This is a genomic window from Scytonema millei VB511283, assembly GCF_000817735.3.
In the GTDB taxonomy this organism is placed as follows: domain Bacteria; phylum Cyanobacteriota; class Cyanobacteriia; order Cyanobacteriales; family Chroococcidiopsidaceae; genus Chroococcidiopsis; species Chroococcidiopsis millei_B.
In genome coordinates this window covers 106,265-124,362 of sequence record NZ_JTJC03000017.1, presented here as the reverse complement: position 1 = coordinate 124,362, position 18,098 = coordinate 106,265, and the positions used below count along the sequence as shown (strand labels likewise).

Sequence of the window (18,098 nt, the reverse complement as noted above, 5' to 3'; positions counted from 1 at the left end):
GTTCATGAACACAGCGGGAGTGCGTCCCGAAGGGCAAATTCCGTAATGCCCCGTCCGCTTGCGGCGGGGATAGGAATTTGAGCGCCCCGCAACTTTTTACTTATTCGATCAATCTTATATTTTCTCTCGCGGTACGGGTGGACCAGATAACTCGACTTTGACAGTTGTGCTACTTATCTATCAATATGCTTTTAAAAGCTTGGATCTAGGTTATGCGGCAGCAATTGCTTTGATTCTGGCTTTGGCGATCGCCATTACTACGCTAATTCAACGTTATTTTTTCTCCGAAAAGGCGAATTAATCTCAACGTTATAATACAGATATTCGCTCGATCGCACCAGACAGCCAAACGCTACATCGCTGTAAGGAGGAAAAGCTATGAGGTTAGCAGGATTACTGACAGCAGTGCTGGCGATCGCATCACTGGCGATCGTCCAACCCGCACGTTCGGAGGAAGAACCGATTTTCGATCTTTCCGAAACTCAGTTGCGGTTACAAGGAGAATCAGGAGCTGAGTTAGAAGCAAGGAACGAGCGGCAAAGAGCAGAATTTAATACAGATATTACCAGATCGCTATACGAAATCGAACAAACTAGAACTTTTTCCCAACCCATTCAAGCAGAATTTCAAAGGAGAGTTTTCGATCTCGAACATCGTCCTTTTACCCCAGATCCAGCTAGAGATCTACCGAGTAATTTCAGGCTATAGCGCGTCTATTTCAATCGCAACTATACAATTGTTTTTAATGCTTCTTTGACGCTGGCATATTGATAATTGAAGCCCGATGCTTGAGTGCGTTTGGGTAAAACTTGCTGCCCTTCTAAAACCACGATCGCACCTTCTCCTAATAATGCCTCGATCGCAAAGTTGGGGACGGGCAACCAGGAGGGACGCTGCATCACTTCTCCCATTGCTTGGGCTAACTCTGACATCCGCACCGGATTAGGAGCAGTGGCATTGAAGACTCCTTCCATTTCCGGTTTTGTCAATGCTTCGATAATTAAGTTTACCAAGTCATCGCGATGAATCCATGAAAACCACTGGCGACCGCTCCCGATGGGACCACCAGCAAAAAGTTTGAAGGGAGTAATCATTTTGGCGATCGCACCTCCCATTCCCAAGACAATTCCAAAGCGCAAAATGACTAACCGCGTCCCCGATTCCTTGACTTTCTGCGCCTCTGCTTCCCACTCTTGGCAGACTTGGGCAAGGAAATCGTTACCAGCAGGACTGGATTCATCAAATGTCGTAGTTTCACTCGTACCGTAATAACCAATCGCAGAAGTATTGACTAACACGCTGGGTTTGGGATTTGCTTTGGCGATCGCCTCGACAACTTTTTGCGTCCCCAATTTGCGACTATTGAGAATTTCTTGTTTGCGTTGGGGTGTCCAACGTCCTTCGCCAATTGGTTCTCCGGTTAAGTTGACTACACCATCACAACTGGCGATCGCATCTTGCCACGCACCCGATTCTGTTGGTGTATAGGCAATAATTTCTACATTTGGAAAAGTAGACTTAGGAAATACGTTTTCTGCCTTATTGACGTTGCGACTAAAAACGACAACTTGATGACCGTCCGATTTGAGTCGTTCGACTAAACGACTACCAACAAATCCAGTGGCTCCAGTAATTGCTACTTTCATAAATTTGGGGAGTGTGATTACGTTCTTAGTAAGGACGCATAACTATGCGCCCTTATTCTATTTATTTGATTCGCTGAAAGCCATACCATTAGCCTCAGCATAGCGATTCATAAACCGCATAAATCTCTCCCAGTGGTCTTCTTGCTCGATCGCAAACGTACAATCTAGGCGTTGAAATTCATCTCCATCCATGCCACCAAAAATGAATTTTGTCGAGTCAGGCGTGACTTGAATTTCACCTTCTTCATCGACCAAACGCACGAAGTTATTGAATTTTTTGGTAAAACTATTGAATCTTTCCAAAGATTTGAGTTGCTCAAAACGCAGTAAAACCGAACGAACTCCCGAACGGCGATCGCGGCGCAAGCTGACGTTACTCAGTTCTTCGGGAATTCCTTCAAAAAAATAAATTGCAGCTACAGAAGTCATTAGACAGTGACCAGTGACCAGTGACCAGTGACCAGAACAATTTGCATTTGGTCAACATATATTAATTATCTCTCTAAAGTGAATGCTTGAAACAGTCATTGACTCAAATCTATAATCTTTCAATGGTATTGATGTACTACGATGGTAGGCGATCGCACTTATTCATAATGCGACCACATCCTCAAGATCTTGACTGTTTTCGCTTCTTTGATGACTTCGTACACTAATCGGTGTTTGATGTTGATACGACGAGAATAAGCTCCTTCCAGATCGCCGCTCAACTTCTCATATGGGGGAGGGTTGGTAAAAGGATTGTCAGCTAAAATATCTAAGAGTTGCTCCATTTTATCAAAAAGCCCAGCAGAGCGTAATTTGACTGCATCCTTAGCTGCTTGCTTCGTCAATCGAATCTGCCAGCTCACGCCTGAGATCCTCCCAAGATATACATTCCTCGACTGGAGTTGCCATCCCGTCTTTAATTGACTCCTTCATTCCAGGTATTGACAGCAAGTACATAGTTTCTTGGATAGAGTTCCAGTCTTCCTGAGAGATGAGAACGGCGTTGTTACGCTTGCCTGTAATCAAAATTGGTTTGTGAGTTTCCGATACTCGATCTACGAGACTAAACAAGTTGGTGCGAGCCTCAGATGTAGAAACAGCATCCATTGCTTCTTCCATATTTGCAATTCATTTGGTTTTGCTTTATCGTACAACATAGCGTACAAGTAGTTGTGATTCCTCTCACCTCTGATGGGTGTGGAGATGGCTATTTTCTGGATTTGAGTGCTGTACTGCTAGGTGGGAATGTCGGTCAAATTATTGAAAATCGTAAATGTAATGGACTTTATCCAGTCGCTTCTAGTTTTCGAGTTTGGTTAGAGATGTTTGTAGCAGATTTAGAAGCCGGACGCTATTGGTATGATGGCGAAATAATGGTCGTAGCTCGATACCCAGATTATCGAGCTACGACAAGTAACTGAAATCAGTACAGAGCGATCGCCTGTTTGCGAACTAATTTGCCAACTAAGTGCTTGGTATGTGTCCTTTTCTGAAAGCCTTTTGGATCAGAATTAGGAGCATTCCAATTCCTGCAAATATCAACGCCAAAATGTGACTGGAGGGAGAAGCAAAGGCAACCAAAACGAGATCGAACAGTAATGCGATCGCCGGAATTATATAGGGAACCCGAAACCCGCTAGTTTCAGGTTCTCGACGTTTGATCGATAGCAGCGAGAGGTTGACAAGACAAAACATTGCCAGAATCAAGGTGGCAGTGGTTCCTGCTAAAAATTGCAGTGTCCCGGAGAGCGCCAGAAAAATGGCAATGGGTAAAATGACCAACAGCGTTCGATAAGGCGTGGCTCTGCGTCGATGTAATTTTCCTAACCAAGCTGGTAGCAATCCTTCACGCGACATCCCAAACAACAGCCGCGATGCCGTGACAAAATTGAGCAGCGCCGTATTGAGTACGGCAAATAGAGCAATGATGGTAAAAATCACTTGGGGAAAATTGGGCTGCGCTCGACGCACCACATCCAATAGCGGAGCGCTGGAAGCAGCAAGTTCTGAGGGATTGAGTACCTGAATCGCCAGCCAGGAGACGAGTATATAGACGACACCTGCGATCGCCAAAGCAAGTAAGATTGCTCTTGGCACGTTGCGTTCGGGATTTTTGACTTCCTCTGCCACATTGACAATATCCTCAAATCCAATGAAGGCATAGAAAGCCAGTGCTGCTCCCTGAATCACTGCCGTCCAACCGATTGCTGGCTCGTTGGGAACAGCAGCAGGATTAACCGTGCCACCACCGCTCAAAAACAAGGTTGAAACCAAAATTACAATTAATAGACCCGAAACCTCGACAGACGTACAAAAGATATTCAGCGCCGAGGATTCCTTCATGCCTCTGAAATTGACATATGCCAGCACGGAAAAAAGCGCTAGGATAATCAGCCAATCTGGAATAGCTGGTGCAAAAGCATTGAGATAGCCAGCAAACGCTTTCGAGAGCGTTGCCATCGAGACTAAGCAGGTACAAAACATTAACCAGCCAACTAAGATTGAGAGCCAGTCAATGCGAAATGCCCTGTGGACAAAACAGGCGACTCCACCACTTTGGGGAAATCGACTGCCCAGTTCGGCGTAACTTAAAGCCGTGAATGCCGCGACAACCATAGCCGTCAAGAACGAAGCCCAAACCAAAGTACCGGAAAGTCCGGCAATTTTTCCGACTACCGCGTAAATTCCCGCACCCAGAATGTCACCTACTCCATAGACAACTAGAGTTGGCAATCCAAACACTCGCTTGAGCGAATCTGTTTCTACTACATCATTTACTTTCATGTAACTTTTTTATTTCACAATAATTTTCAATTCTGTAGCTTTTGTTATCGCTCGCATATAGAGTTGTCATAATGCTTTACGGTACAACTGAGTGACTGCTCCATCTGTATCGAGATCTACCACCTGAGCATAAGTCGTAAGTCGTAAGTCGTAAGTCGTAATTTAAGCTTTATCTGTAGGAGATCTACCACTGATTGAGTAGAATTGCTGTAGCAGCACGATCGCGAAGGCTAGCCGATCGCTCGTATAGATTTCCAGTTTTGCGATCGCTGTCAGATTTTTTACCCGCTCGTATTTAATACAATAGATTTATAAACTGAAGTATGCCTCCAATATCCTTCCTAGTATTTGTTTTCCATAATCATTTAAGTGGTAATTATCGCGCATCCAAATGCTATATGGATTACCGTTAGCGTCTGGTGAACCGAGACCAGCAGTGGTAGCCGGTCCATAGATAAACTCACTTTGAATTCCTGTCATGTCCAAGTATTCTAGATTATTTGCATAAGCAAACCACAATAAGTTACCACGATAATTGTTAGGAATTGTCGTATTATTTGTCGGATTTTGATCGAGTTCCTTAATAGTTGGATGCAGTTGATAGTCAATTGGGTTAGGATAGTTGTTAGGACTCCATTCCTTCGTCAATAACAAGATCTCGGTTTTGTGGTTAGTGACGCGATCGCTAGCTCTCACTTGATTAACCACGCTTTGGAAATCACTCATGTTATTGCCATTGCTGATTCCTCCAATTATCAGCAGATCTGGCTTATATTTCAGTATGCAATCCTGCACGCAAGTTTTATAGTACTGAACCCCCGTACCACCTATTACAGAGGGGATAATTTCAACTTTACTACCAGGATACTCGCGTTCTAAAAAGACATCGATAGGTGCTGTTGCTGTATCATTCTGAATGCTGTCTCCGAGCATAACGATGCGGAGATTTTGCCCATTCCGTAACTTTTGCATCGTGAGCGGAATACGTTGCCATCGGCTGGCTTTGGGAACATAATTCAGTTTGGCAGGAAAGCTATTATACATTCCGTCAGCCCATTGTGCTACTTCTTGAGAAGTTGTTGACTGCACGGTAATATCATCAATAAAAAGAGGCTGCGAACCGAGCGAGTGAAAATTAATTCTCATTTGAACTGGTAGTAGCTTCCCGTTCGCTCCAACAGTAGCTTTGGTACGGAAACGAAATTCATTATGCACCCAATTATTCGACTGAAAAACACTAGAGAATGTAGCATCTGGTAATTGGTTGCCAGTTTGCTTGTCATAGAATGTCGCCGACCAATATCCATAACCGACACTTCCGGGGTTATTAGTCGTTCCAGGAGCTTTACTGTTGAACGAGAGCCGATACCATTGCAGGGGATTAGTATTTAGTAAAGGACTCGACCATGCATCATCAAATGTATAGTTTGTAGGACCAGGATGCTGAACTCGAATGGAGCGAGTACCAGATGTACCCCCAATCACCCAATTAGCACCAGAACCACGAGTTATCCAGCCTTCAGAAGTCGGACTTTGTTCAAAAGTAGAATAGAGAATTATTGCTCCTACTAATACTTCAATCATTGTTAGCAACCTTGTTTTAGAAGATATTTAGTGCTTGAGATGAGGTTGACTTATTAAAAATAGCTGTCTGTTGTATAGAACTGGAAAATAAAGGTGATACAGAAGATATTGCTAGTTATCGATATACATAAGCAATTCCTTATTTGAAATCACAACTTCAAAATCAGTCATTTTCAGATGACTAAGTAACGTTTCTGCTTTGACGAGCAAGCTACTAATGTCTTTAGTTAAAAACACCAGTTAATTATTTTGTAGATGGCAAAAACTACTCAAGCCGTTCTATACATCTACAATTCTATAGTTTTTTATAATTACTGGTTCGTATAGATTTAACACCTACACTTAGTTAGTAAGGACACTAATAGATATTATTTTTTAAAGTTTTGAAGCAATTGAGAACTTTATCAAAAGCACACTTTGCAAATATTTATCTCGTACTTCAAAATAACTTTCTATACAACTGAATTACGCTCGATAATATCTAAAGCTAAGACAGAAACTTGGATTTACTGTTTACTATAGATTAGTTTAATTCTAGTCTATGGATCTTGTCAAGACGATAAATCCAATAAGCATCAGAAGTTAAAAGTATTAATTTTGAATAATGATGGCGATCGCCAATAGGAGTTACATAAAAATATGACTGTTATTACCATACTCTTACCTTGGTAACGAGATTGCCAGGGCAAAAGCGAGCTATTGAGTAAATTCGCGCTTTACTAAAAAAACTACGTACTAGATCGAAGCTTTTTTTCAAAAACTTAATCTTCTTTTGTATATCTGTATAAACGTAGATCGAGGATATCATCAAGATCTTTACTTTTCAAATCTTTACCATTGGGAAATAACTCTCTTACTGTACTTACTAGTTGGTAGTCTTGAATGAATTCTTTTATGAATCCATGTAATTCCTTTGGAGCTGCTTGGTTAAATACGCCATAGAAATCTGGCGAGCCGTCAAAAGTATCATCAATTGGACGAGCGCCAACTGTGCTAATAATCCATTTTGGAGGATTTTCTCCAAGTGAAGCAATGGCTTTTTTAATATCGTTTAAAGTATAAAAATCACTATACGTAGTATCGACCAATGTTGGATTTTTACATTGCAATAGGGTATAAAGAACAGGTGCAGAACCATAGATAAAACAAGATTCATCTGGCTTAATATTTTGACGTAGCATTGAGAAAGCAACAGCTTTATCTTCTGGAACTTTAATAAATTTTGTCATCGGTGAATCTAGAGAGTAGCGAACATTCTCATATAAACCCTTGTTACTAAATCCTCCTATTTGAGACACGGTAAACATAATGACTGTAATTACAAGAAATAGCAAAGAAAAGCTTTTTTTCCAGTGAGTAGGAACCTTAGATGACATTAATGTAGTTATAATAATTAGTGGCATCAACATTACAGAGTCTAAATATGCTCTGCCAGGCCACGACATCTGCATAGCCCAAGTCGAGCCGAGGGTGAGAGCTATTAGTAAGGGAAAAACTGGCTCTGGTACTCCTAAAAGCTTCTGACTGGATTTAGGAAAAATACAACTTCCTAAAAGAGCAAAGCTAAAGAATGTACTTGGTACATCGTAGGTGAATAAAAGGGCTGTACTAGCAATTATAGTTGGTAGATTATGGGTATTTATTAAATGCCCCATCAGTGAAATACTAAGTCCAATCAGTAATAGTGAAGGAAGTAACAATATTCCAATTAAGTTTACATTGTATTTAGATTTTGCTTCGATCGGATACTGAATTAATCTAAAGATTATTGCAGATAATAATATAGGAATAACAACAACTTTGACAACTTCTTTAATAGAAGAATCAAATTTAATCCCCCCTAAGAGAACATCTATTAATGCAGCAAAACCACCAACTCTCTTTTTCTCAGATGCATCTAAAAAAAGTTGTTGAAAGGCTGGGAGAAGTGCTTGATTCAGAGCTAAGAATAAAACTAATGCTCCTAAACCTAAAAGAAAACCTGTAATAAAAGGAGTAGTTAGAGTACGTAAATATTTTTTTGGATTCCGTAAGGAATAAATTAAGATAACTCCTAATGTAACTAATATGCAAAGGGTTCCATTGCTCTGACGCGCTGCTATAACGAGAGCAAGAGAGAATCCAGAAATAGCAATATATAGAAATGATAAAGTAGAAATACCTTTTTCTAGCTTGTTTAACCCAAGAATAATAAAAAGAGCGGAAATCGACAGAAATAAGTATACATAAGAAGTACTCCAATGAACTAGTGAAGAGTTCATCAAAGCAAATGCACTACAAAGAGCTACTGATATAACCTGAGATGAGAATTGACGGAATATGAAATAATAAACTAGCAAATTAGTCGCCTTAACTACAAAAGCAGCGAACAAGCTAGCATAGTAACTTTGACCTAAAATACTTTGGAAGAAAGCGTCAAAAATAATGGGTATAAAACCTACTTGAAATACATAGTCTTTGTAGGGAAAGTCATTATGAAGTAATCTATTGCCAAGATGAAAGTATAAAGCTGAATCTCTCCAATTCATGCCATAGAGCGACCAAGGAAAAGAAGATAAAAAGGCAATAACTAATAAAATGATGAGAGCAAAACTCTCTTTATGGCGCTTAAAATTAAGTGAAATATTCATTTCATCCTTTGATATTGAATTGGGAATTATTTTTTTATTAGAAAGTTCTAGTTTAAACTAACTCGATCTTGAATTAGTTTTAAGAAATTTGCAACACAGCATCTGCATTGAGTGCTACTTTTATACTATTATTCACGCTCCTTTCATCTGGATATACGTGTGCCATGCTAGCTATATAAAGATTGGAAATAGGACTTTTGTAAGCTGGAATCTTGTCAGAAAAATTTTTATCGCAAACCGTAGCAGCTGTTTTTGTGCGAAAAACTTGGATATCTTTAATTCCTTTAGCTTCTAGATCGGGATAAATTGACTGTAGCTGTTTTTTAAAAAGGCTAATAATTTCTGGATCGGTTTTAGATAATATTGGTTCCCTCCAAGTAGCATATCTAGATAAATACGTGACGTGTAACCCTTGATATTCCTTTGGAGATAAAAAGTTCGTTTGCTCGATTACACCTCCAAAATCAAAACCAGGATCTCCGACATTTAACCAATAGATGTTACTTAAAGGTTTTTCTGTAACAACAACGACGCATATAGCTCCAAAATATTCAATTCTTTCTAACTGCGTGCGATAGTGAGAAAACTTATTTGGAATGAGCTTAGATAAATAAATTGTGGGGATAGTGACTAATATTTTATCAGCTCTAAACTCTCCTTGAGGAGTTTTTACACCTATGACGCGATCGTTCTCGAAGAGTAGCTCTGTGACTGGAGTATTTTTGAAAATAATTACTTTTCTTTCTCTCAGTTTAAGCTCAAGTGCATCAACTAATCTTTGTAAACTTCCCTTCAAGTATCCTAGTTTTTCTTTTCCTTTGGAGCGAGATTTCAACCTCTGTGTCATTCGTCCAATCATCCAAGCGAGTGGAATCTTAGCGGCGTATTCACCAAATTTAATTTCAAGCATTGGATACCAAATGGTATTAGTCACCCGCTTTCCTGCCCACTTATAAAACCACTCTAAAGCAGAAGTATTTTCATATTTATGCCACTTTTTTTGTTTAGATAAAAACAAACTAGTTAGCCCAAAGCGAATTTTATCCAACAAGCTTAATTTTGGAAATTGTAATAAGTCTTTTGTTGTTGTGAAAGGATGAATCTTTCCAAAGCGATACATACCCATTTTTGTTTCAACAAATCGCACATCTTGAGAAAGATTTAGTTCTTTTAGTAGCCAGTTGATCTCTGCGTCGTGAGTAAAAAAGTGATGATAAAAGCATTCGAGCTTTGTTCCTCCAATGTCAAAAGTTGATAATAGTCCTCCTAACTTACTAGAAGCCTCCAGTAAAGTTACTTTTTCACCACGTTTAGCTGCGATGTAGGCAGATGCTAAGCCAGTTGCACCACCTCCGATAATTAATAGATTCATTGCTTTATTCAAATCTCTTTTTCTTCTTTAAATACAGGCTGAATTATTCGGACTTTGTAATTGCAGTCTACAAATTACTCTGCGTAAAAGCTAGGTTTACTCGATTTCACTTTTCAGCTTTGTTAATGACGTAAAGCCAAAGTAAGGAATGTAGCTCAATCCCCAGATTGTTATAGGTAAATACTGACAGGCATGAATTATTACAATACAGGCTAAAGCTGTTTCTGATGGCACTTGCCAAACATTTAGAGCCATTGTTCCGAAATATTGAAAAGCTCCTAAATATCCTGGAGCAGTTGGAGCTAGGATACCTAAATTAACTAACCCCATCACAAACAAGGGAGCTGTTAGTGGCACTTTGAGTTCAAAAGCTTGAATAGCAATATGGAAAACGATACCCTCTACTAACCAAATAGTAAGGCTCAATCCCAATATAGTTAAAGGAAGGAATGGAGTCCGCCACACTAATGTTAATCCTTTGGCAAACTGCTGGAAAAAATTTTGTAACTTTGCCGAAGGTAAAAAATGAGTTTTTGTATCCCATAGAGAACGAGTCAAAGTTAAAAGCATGACTATTGTTAACGCTCCTCCAAAGATAGTGAGTCCTAAAACTCCTACTGACGAAACCCACGTAGGAATGCTACTATCTCTCGTTCCCAAATATAACAATCCTACTAGCACTAAACCATCAAAAATACGTTCGACTAGGATGCTAGCTAGAGCAAAAGAGCGACTAATTTGACAACTTTTACCGATCGCCTGCGCCCTAACAATTTCACCTAAACGAGCTGGTAAGATATTATTGGCTCCATATCCTAAAACTACTGCCCCCAAAGAATCACCCATAGAAACCCTATGAGGAAGTAAAAATTTCCAGCGCCACGCTCTGATGATGAATCCTAAACAATATACTCCTGCCATCATTATTAGAGTGGATAAAGAAACTTGATGAAAAGCCTCTATTACCAATGCCCAATCTAACCTACGGAAAACAAAGTAAAGAAAAACAAAACTAATTAACCAGCCTAACCAAACTAATAAATTGCGTTTCAAATTCTAAGATCTCCTGGGAGAAGTGTTGCAGTATTGTAAGCCTCTTTTTTAGTTTCAAAACCATCCTGTTCTTTGACAATATAGAGTGGACGTTGCTTCACCTCATCAAAAATTCGCCCTAGATATTCACCAAAAAGTCCCAGTGTTGTTAGTTGAGCGCCTCCCAGAAATAAAGTTGCTAAAATCAAAGATGTAAAGCCTGGTACATCTTGGGGAGAATAGCCGAAAACCCTAAATCCTAAAATCCGATGAAAGAAGAAGAATATAATACTTATTAAGGAAAAGAAGCAAATAAACAGACCGAAAATGCCACTAACTTGTAAAGGTCGATAGGAGAAGTCAATCATGCCATCTAGGGCAAGACGTAAAAGTTTTTGAAACGTATATTTTACCTCTCCAGCAAAACGCTTATGTCGTTCGTATGGAATACCAATTTGCCGATAACCTATCCAAGAACGTAATCCTCGAACAAAACGATTGCGTTCGGGCATGATATTCAACCAATCTACGATGGTTCTATCCATAATGCAAAAATCTCCTGAATCTAAGGGGATCTTGATAGACGAACACCACGCTAGTATGCGGTAAAACATGTAGTAAGCAGAGCGTTTGAAGATATTTTCTTTTCTTTGAGTTCTAACTCCGTAAACCACTTGATATCCTTGCCGCCACTTATCTAAAAAGCGGTAAAGTTCTTCAGGAGGATCTTGCAAGTCAGCATCCATGACAGCTATCACATCGCCAGTTGTATAACGAAGACCTGCACTGACAGCTGTTTGATGACCAAAGTTACGAGAAAAACTAATATACTTAAAACGCGAATCTTTTTGATAGAGTTTGCGTAAAAGAGAAAGAGTTCGATCGGTACTTCCATCATCTACGAGGATGGCTTCAAACGCAGAATTCCAAGTATGGGAAGCACTAACGATACGCTCGTAGAGCTTCGGAATGTTCTCTTCTTCGTTGAAAAGTGGTATTACAATTGACAGCATTGGAAGAGTAGTTCTTAAGGTGAAGTATCGTGACGATCGCTCAGTTTGAGGTATTCTGTAGATCGAAAAGTTAAATCTCAAACTAGCATTCAGTCAGCATTTTAAGAGCTGAAGCGCGATGCCAAAACACCCTGATATTTTTCAATAGTTCTCAACCAAAAAGGTCTGTAGTAGTTAACTTGCGATCGCCTCTGGAGTCAATAATAACTGTAGAGTTCTTTGCCAGTTAGGTAATACGATCCCGAATGTATCAGATAACTTTTGATTGTTCAATACAGAATAAGCCGGTCGCTTTGCTGCTGTAGAATACTGCTCTGAGGCGATCGCGACTAACCTCTGTAACTTGAACGTGTTAAACTTTCGCTCTTGTTCGAGAATCGCTTTAGCAAAACCATACCAACTAACCTGTCCTGTAGCACTCAAGTGATATATCCCACTTTTATGAGCTAAGAAATCGTATAGATTTTGTTTTGTGGCTTGAAATAAAATTTGTGCTGTAGCTTCAGCAATTAAGCGACTCCAGGTGGGAGATCCAACTTGGTCGTTAACGACTTGTAATTCGTCTCGTTCCTGAGCTAGCCGCAGGATTGTCAGCAGAAAATTGTTCTGATGTCGGCTATATACCCAACTAGTGCGAAGGATAGAATACGAGCCACCCACTGCCTCAATAGCCTGCTCGCCTATGAGTTTGGTTTTACCATAAACATTTTGAGGGTTGGGTAAATCCCGCTCGGTGTATGCTGTACTTTTTTTGCCATCAAACACGTAGTCTGTTGAATAGTGAATGACTGCTGCACCTAGCGATTTTGCTTCTTCTGCAATGATGCCAGGGGCAATTCCATTCACTGCCATTGCCGTATCCGAATCTAATTCAGCTTTGTCCACAGCTGTATATGCAGCAGCGTTAACAATTAAGGCGGGTTTAACTTCGCGCAGCGTCCGACGAATAGTGTCTGGTTGAGCCAAATCCATTTGCAGCGCTCTTTGACTAGTGCTGCGTCCTGTAGAGATGACTTTACCCAAAGGCATTAAGGTCTGCTGTAGTTCCCAACCTACTTGCCCAGTTATACCTGTCAATAGAATTTTCATGCAAATACCTCTGCGTCTCGTAGCAATTTCCCAGCTCGATCTTTGGCAGATAGAACTGGCTCATTTTCAAGAGGCCAAGCGATCGCCAGATCGGGATCGTTCCACAAAACACAGCGTTCGTGCTGTGGAGCATAATAATCTGTGGTTTTATATAAAAACTCTACATATTCAGTGAGTACCATAAACCCGTGAGCAAAGCCTTTAGGAACCCAAAGCTGCTGGTTGTTTTCTGCACTTAAGAAGGCTCCTACCCATTGACCGAAAGTCTTCGATTGCTTTCTTAAATCTACCGCAACATCAAATACGGCTCCTTGTACAACTCTTACAAGCTTGCCTTGAGGCTGCTGAATTTGATAGTGCAGACCACGCAGTACATTCTTAGTAGAGCGAGAATGATTGTCTTGGACAAAACGAGCTGAAATACCGATTTTTTCCCAGAAAGCCTTTTCGTTATAGCTTTCGTAAAAGAAGCCTCGGTTATCTCCGAACACGTGCGGCTCAATTATGAGAACGTCAGGAATGGCAGTTTCTATAACTCTCATGGTTCTATCCTTTAAGCGCATAAAATGCCTGCTCTAACTCGCTGAGTGTCGTCATAACATGAGATTCATCGTCTAGAAGCTCCATCAAATATCTTCCATAACTACTTTTGAGCATAGGTTTAGCAAGGTAGCGCAACTGAACTGAGTCAATATATCCTTGTCGATAGGCAATTTCTTCAATGCAAGCAATTTTTAGTCCTTGCCGTTCTTCTAAAGTTTGAATAAAGTTAGCTGCCTGATGCAACGATTCGTGTGTACCTGTATCTAACCAAGCATATCCTCGACCCAGAACCTCTACTCTTAGCTGACCTCGGTTGAGGTAAACCGAATTCACATCTGTAATTTCTAACTCATTACGAGCAGAAGGCTTAAGGCTCGTAGCGATTTTCACCACCTGAGAGTCATAAAAGTATATTCCAGGTACTGCATACTTGGACTTAGGAATGAGAGGTTTTTCTTCAATACTGACAGCACGTCCGCGAGGATCGAACTCAACTACACCGTATTGTCGCGGGTCTTTGACTGGATAACCAAATATTAATCCTCCTTTGCGAAGCATGGAAGCACGAGCCAATATTTCACTTAACCCATGTCCATGAAAAATGTTATCACCCAGAATCAGACAAACTGGTTCGTTTTGAATAAAATCTCGACCTAAGATAAAAGCTTGCGCTAACCCTTCAGGCTTAGGCTGTTCGATATAACTAAACTTTAATCCCCACTGACTACCATCTTTCAATAGCTCTTGAAACAGCGGTAGATCGTTAGGTGTGGAAATAATCAATATTTCTCTAATTCCCGCTAGCATTAGTATGGATAAGGGATAGTAAATCATTGGTTTGTCGTAAACAGACATTAACTGCTTACTAACAACACGAGTTAAAGGATAAAGTCGAGTTCCAGAGCCACCAGCTAAAATAATGCCTTTCATTTGATCTACCTCAGTTGATTATGTAAAACGACTAGTTTTACGTTAAGTTCCACTGGAATGAAGTTGATAATAACTAGAATCTACCGTGGCGACAGAGAGACTTTCATGATGGAAAACCTTCCTAGTAATAAAAACATAGCTATTAAAAATTCCTAGTTTTTGGTCGGAGTAATTAGAAAAATCTACTCTTGTCTCAAATCCGAGCGACTGTAAGAAATGAAATATATCGATGCCAAAAGTTCTATAGGCTAAAATCTTACCGCGAATTTTATCTCCATGATATTCGGGAGGCAAAAGATATACGTCCTCATCCGTAGAAGTGTCAACGCGAACAAGAGTCGGTCTATCAAAATAACAAGGAACAGTAAATATATGATAACCTCCAGTTTTCAAAACTCGATTGACTTCAGAAAATCCTCTTTGATAATCTCTTACATGTTCAAATACATCTTCTGTGATGACAAGATCGAAAGTCTCATTGTCAAAAGTTAATTTTTCTAAATTTTGACAAAATACCCTTTCATGAACTTCCGTTCCTATTTTGATATCAGGCGAGAAAATAGAAGATGTGTATGAGTCATAATTACGTAAGACTTTATAAAAAGCCTCATTCGTGTCAGTACTGTAAATTTTTAAGCTTTGTTTTTTTGAAATACAAGAAATAGAAGGGGTATTTTGAATAACTTCACTAAGGATAATTTTGGCAACGTGTCTTTTTCTGGACGAGCTACGACAAAATATGCAGTACATATTATTGCGTGCCATATCCACATCTAAGCAAACGAATAACGATACTTTTCCACATACATTACATCTCCCTATTTTGTGAAAAGCAAAGTTTTTGAGTACACTTTTAGCAACATTTAACGCTTGCACGATCGCATCTCCAAAAGTAGTTGTAACCCCCTTATACTAAACTTCTAGAAGCTAAATTTCAATGGAGAAAAAATCAGAAAAACTCAGTTAGCTATGATTTTCGTTCAGTAATCTATTAATTACTCCATCAAGTTGAGAAACATATTCTTTAGCATTTGACTGTACTAAATGAATTCCATCACTCGTTATCCATTTACGAGCGGGTAATTCTGGTAACCACTCAAACGAGTTTTTCGGAAAAAGTGATTTTAGTAATTCTCTAATTTGCCTTTGCTTTGTAGTATTATCAACGACTGATTCGCCAGGTATATCAAATAAAATGACTCGAACAGCTTCTTTTTGAATATCTGCGATTTGATTTTTGATAAACTCGGCTTCTTTTACGATCGACTGTTTTTGTTGAGTATCTAGTTCAATATTACGATCCTCAACCAACTGTTTTATCATTTTTTGACGAAAATCTGAATTAATAACTTGCTTTTCATCTTGGCGTTCAACTTCTCTTACATTTCTTTGTTTATACTCATTTTCTAAATACTGCATCAAAACGCTAGTAGGACGATATTCTTGTCTAAACATCGGAAAATGAATTTTTATAAATGATGTTAAAGGATGAAATAAAGGAGTGACTAACTTAGTATCTAATTCTCGACCGATAGTGTCATTCAACTCAACTAATAATAAACTCGGTTTTATTTCTTTTTTTCTAACAATTTCTAAGCCAGTTTGGGTAGAACCCCCAGACATACCTAAATTAGTTGCTCGATCGCTTAAATATTTAGTAGGAAGATTATTCGCCAATGAACTTCCTACTAAAACAATAGGTGTTGAGTCTCGATTGTAAATATATTTCTCTGCTTTAATAATATTGGCTTGCCATTGATTGATTCCTTCACTAGAAGGTAAAAGACCATAAAAAATAGAACCTTGATATAAAATAAGGCAAGCAATACAAACTAGAAACGGACGAATTACTAAACTTAAATTAGAAATAAAAAACATGCGATCGCCCCTAAAACTGAAAGTATATAAATGTATCGGTGCTGCCAGCATCGAGAAGAGTCAGTGCTAGTAGTACTCCTAAGACTAAATCCATACTACTTTTTAATGAAATATTTTTCAGCAATTTATTATTGGATAAATATTTATAAATTAAAAAATAAAATGAGTGCGAGATAATAATCGGCAAAGCAAATAAAGTAGTGGGAGCGATAATATCGAGAGACAATCTTTGATGAAGATTTCTAGTTAAAGTAATGAAAAAATCTATTGCGGCATCAAAATTAACTAATTTAAAGAATATCCAACCTATTGAGACAAAGCTAAAGACAAAAAACCAACGAATTAAATCTAATAAGAATTGCTGCCAAAAAGATTTTGACCGATCTTGTATTTCTTTTGATGTTTGATTGACACCTAGTAATCTTTCTACAGCTAACCCACAACCGTGGAAAATACCCCATACTGCATAGTTCCATGTTGCTCCATGCCACAGTCCGCCTAGTGTCATAACGACTATCAAGTTGATATAGGTTCTAATTTTACCTTTTCTATTCCCTCCCAAAGGAAAGTATAAATAGTCCCTTAGCCATGTTGATAATGAAATGTGCCAGCGTCTCCAAAATTCTGATAACGAGAGAGATACATAAGGAAAATTAAAGTTTTGTGGTAGTTGATAACCTAGAGCCGCAGCTAGACCTATGGCTATTAATGAGTAACCAGCAAAATCTGCAAATATCTGTATTGAGTAGCCAACTAATAGAACTATATTTGTCATAGTTCCTAAGCTTTGATAGTAAGGAAAGCTAATCCAGTACGTGTAATCCTTTAAATTGTCAGCTATTACCATTTTTAAATAATAGCCAATTATCAGCGATCGCAAAACATCGTACCAAGGTATATCCTTCAAAAATTTTGGTTGAACTTGAGAATAAAAGTCGCTTGCTCTTGAAATAGGTCCTGAAATTAAGCTGGGAAAAAATGTAATAAACAATGACGTGCTAAGAAGATGATGTCTAAAACTTATTTTTTTGCTATAACTTCCTCTTAAAACGAAACTTTGCTCTCTAGCAAGATCGGCTAGTAAACCAATAGATAAAAATGTATAAAAAGATAGACCAATAGGTACTGGTAGATCGGATAGCAAGGTGATAGCACTATCAGTCAAAACATTTGATGTATGAAAAGTAGTAGTAATAAAATTAGTTATAAGTATGCCATATTTAAAAAAGCCTAAAATAAGTAAGTTTCCTACTATACCTAATGTCATCCAAAGATGTTTCTGGCGTTTTCTTAACGAATGTAATATTTTAAAACTGGTAATTGTATTAAGACTGATCGATAGTGCTAGCAATCCCATAAGCCATGATGAATTCCACCCATAGAAAATGAAACTTCCAGCAATAATGATGATGGGCTGCTGTTTTTGAAAAAACGGTAAGTAATAAATTATAAAAGTAACTAAAAAGAAAATAGCAAATTCTGGGCTTGTAAATAACATGGCTAGTTATTTTTTGACTAAGGTTTGAATAGTTTAGTAATTATTAGTCAGATGTTGAAAAGCGTCAGTCGTGAAAAATTTTATCCACAGCTTGATGCTAATTAAGACTGA

Annotated in this window: 18 protein-coding genes and 1 pseudogene; 3 read left to right on the top strand and 16 right to left on the bottom strand. The window is 38.8% G+C overall.

Annotation, left to right across the window (positions count from 1 at the left end):
- Nucleotides 1-91: 91 nt before the first annotated feature.
- Together QH73_RS26165 and QH73_RS26160 are read left to right on the top strand one after the other, a co-directional pair.
- Nucleotides 92-301, top strand: a pseudogene (locus QH73_RS26165) (sugar ABC transporter permease); the annotation flags it as partial.
- Between the two features lie 77 nt (nt 302-378).
- The gene (locus QH73_RS26160; RefSeq protein WP_039713777.1) at nt 379-708 is read left to right on the top strand and encodes a hypothetical protein; all 330 of its coding nucleotides are present in this window, start codon (nt 379-381) and stop codon (nt 706-708) included.
- Between the two features lie 20 nt (nt 709-728).
- On the opposite strand, the gene thyD is transcribed toward QH73_RS26160, so the two are convergent.
- From thyD to QH73_RS26140, 4 genes are all read right to left on the bottom strand, one after another.
- Entirely contained in the window at nt 729-1,646 is a 918-nt protein-coding gene (thyD, locus tag QH73_RS26155; protein WP_039713778.1) for a thylakoid membrane protein ThyD, read from the bottom strand.
- A gap of 57 nt (nt 1,647-1,703) precedes the next feature.
- Nucleotides 1,704-2,075 carry a photosystem II reaction center protein Psb28 gene (gene psb28 / locus QH73_RS26150; RefSeq protein ID WP_015156580.1) on the bottom strand — a complete coding sequence of 124 codons (372 nt, stop codon included), beginning with the start codon at nt 2,073-2,075 and terminating at the stop codon, nt 1,704-1,706.
- 158 nt (nt 2,076-2,233) lie between these two features.
- On the bottom strand, nt 2,234-2,497 hold the full coding sequence (locus tag QH73_RS26145) for a Txe/YoeB family addiction module toxin (protein WP_039713779.1): 264 nt from the start codon (nt 2,495-2,497) through the stop codon (nt 2,234-2,236).
- A complete protein-coding gene (locus tag QH73_RS26140) occupies nt 2,460-2,753 on the bottom strand; it encodes a type II toxin-antitoxin system Phd/YefM family antitoxin (protein ID WP_236147182.1) in 294 nt (97 codons plus the stop codon). Before QH73_RS26140 ends, QH73_RS26145 begins: the two co-directional genes overlap by 38 nt.
- Nucleotides 2,754-2,755: 2 nt before the next feature.
- Between QH73_RS26140 and QH73_RS26135 the strand changes: the two genes are divergently transcribed.
- On the top strand, nt 2,756-3,055 hold the full coding sequence (locus tag QH73_RS26135) for an SMI1/KNR4 family protein (RefSeq protein WP_039713780.1): 300 nt from the start codon (nt 2,756-2,758) through the stop codon (nt 3,053-3,055).
- A 43-nt stretch (nt 3,056-3,098) separates the two neighbouring features.
- Here the strand turns inward: QH73_RS26135 and QH73_RS26130 are convergent, their stop codons facing one another.
- From QH73_RS26130 to QH73_RS26075, 12 genes are all read right to left on the bottom strand, one after another.
- On the bottom strand, nt 3,099-4,418 hold the full coding sequence (locus tag QH73_RS26130) for an APC family permease (protein ID WP_039713781.1): 1,320 nt from the start codon (nt 4,416-4,418) through the stop codon (nt 3,099-3,101).
- A 309-nt stretch (nt 4,419-4,727) separates the two neighbouring features.
- Nucleotides 4,728-6,002, bottom strand: coding sequence for an SGNH/GDSL hydrolase family protein (locus QH73_RS26125; RefSeq protein WP_039713782.1), 1,275 nt, complete (start codon nt 6,000-6,002; stop codon nt 4,728-4,730).
- A 761-nt stretch (nt 6,003-6,763) separates the two neighbouring features.
- On the bottom strand, nt 6,764-8,632 hold the full coding sequence (locus QH73_RS26120; RefSeq protein ID WP_039713783.1) for a hypothetical protein: 1,869 nt from the start codon (nt 8,630-8,632) through the stop codon (nt 6,764-6,766).
- Between the two features lie 79 nt (nt 8,633-8,711).
- Nucleotides 8,712-10,016: an NAD(P)/FAD-dependent oxidoreductase gene (locus tag QH73_RS26115; RefSeq protein ID WP_201278354.1), complete on the bottom strand. Its 1,305-nt coding sequence runs from the start codon at nt 10,014-10,016 to the stop codon at nt 8,712-8,714.
- A gap of 84 nt (nt 10,017-10,100) precedes the next feature.
- The gene (locus tag QH73_RS26110; protein ID WP_132867254.1) at nt 10,101-11,057 is read right to left on the bottom strand and encodes a lysylphosphatidylglycerol synthase transmembrane domain-containing protein; all 957 of its coding nucleotides are present in this window, start codon (nt 11,055-11,057) and stop codon (nt 10,101-10,103) included.
- The gene (locus QH73_RS26105) at nt 11,054-12,049 is read right to left on the bottom strand and encodes a glycosyltransferase family 2 protein (RefSeq protein WP_039713786.1); all 996 of its coding nucleotides are present in this window, start codon (nt 12,047-12,049) and stop codon (nt 11,054-11,056) included. Before QH73_RS26105 ends, QH73_RS26110 begins: the two co-directional genes overlap by 4 nt.
- Before the next feature lie 174 nt (nt 12,050-12,223).
- Complete coding sequence (gene rfbD / locus QH73_RS26100) at nt 12,224-13,138, bottom strand: dTDP-4-dehydrorhamnose reductase (RefSeq protein ID WP_039713787.1); 915 nt, start codon at nt 13,136-13,138, stop codon at nt 12,224-12,226.
- Nucleotides 13,135-13,680, bottom strand: coding sequence for a dTDP-4-dehydrorhamnose 3,5-epimerase (gene rfbC, locus QH73_RS26095; RefSeq protein ID WP_039714575.1), 546 nt, complete (start codon nt 13,678-13,680; stop codon nt 13,135-13,137). The genes rfbD and rfbC overlap by 4 nt, the downstream gene beginning before the upstream one ends.
- A 4-nt stretch (nt 13,681-13,684) precedes the next feature.
- A complete protein-coding gene (gene rfbA, locus QH73_RS26090; RefSeq protein ID WP_039713788.1) occupies nt 13,685-14,611 on the bottom strand; it encodes a glucose-1-phosphate thymidylyltransferase RfbA in 927 nt (308 codons plus the stop codon).
- A 42-nt stretch (nt 14,612-14,653) separates the two neighbouring features.
- Nucleotides 14,654-15,487 carry a class I SAM-dependent methyltransferase gene (locus tag QH73_RS26085; protein WP_132867252.1) on the bottom strand — a complete coding sequence of 278 codons (834 nt, stop codon included), beginning with the start codon at nt 15,485-15,487 and terminating at the stop codon, nt 14,654-14,656.
- 87 nt (nt 15,488-15,574) lie between these two features.
- Nucleotides 15,575-16,540 carry a hypothetical protein gene (locus tag QH73_RS26080; protein ID WP_132867250.1) on the bottom strand — a complete coding sequence of 322 codons (966 nt, stop codon included), beginning with the start codon at nt 16,538-16,540 and terminating at the stop codon, nt 15,575-15,577.
- Nucleotides 16,500-17,987, bottom strand: coding sequence for an MBOAT family O-acyltransferase (locus tag QH73_RS26075; protein WP_039713791.1), 1,488 nt, complete (start codon nt 17,985-17,987; stop codon nt 16,500-16,502). Before QH73_RS26075 ends, QH73_RS26080 begins: the two co-directional genes overlap by 41 nt.
- Nucleotides 17,988-18,098: the final 111 nt, after the last annotated feature.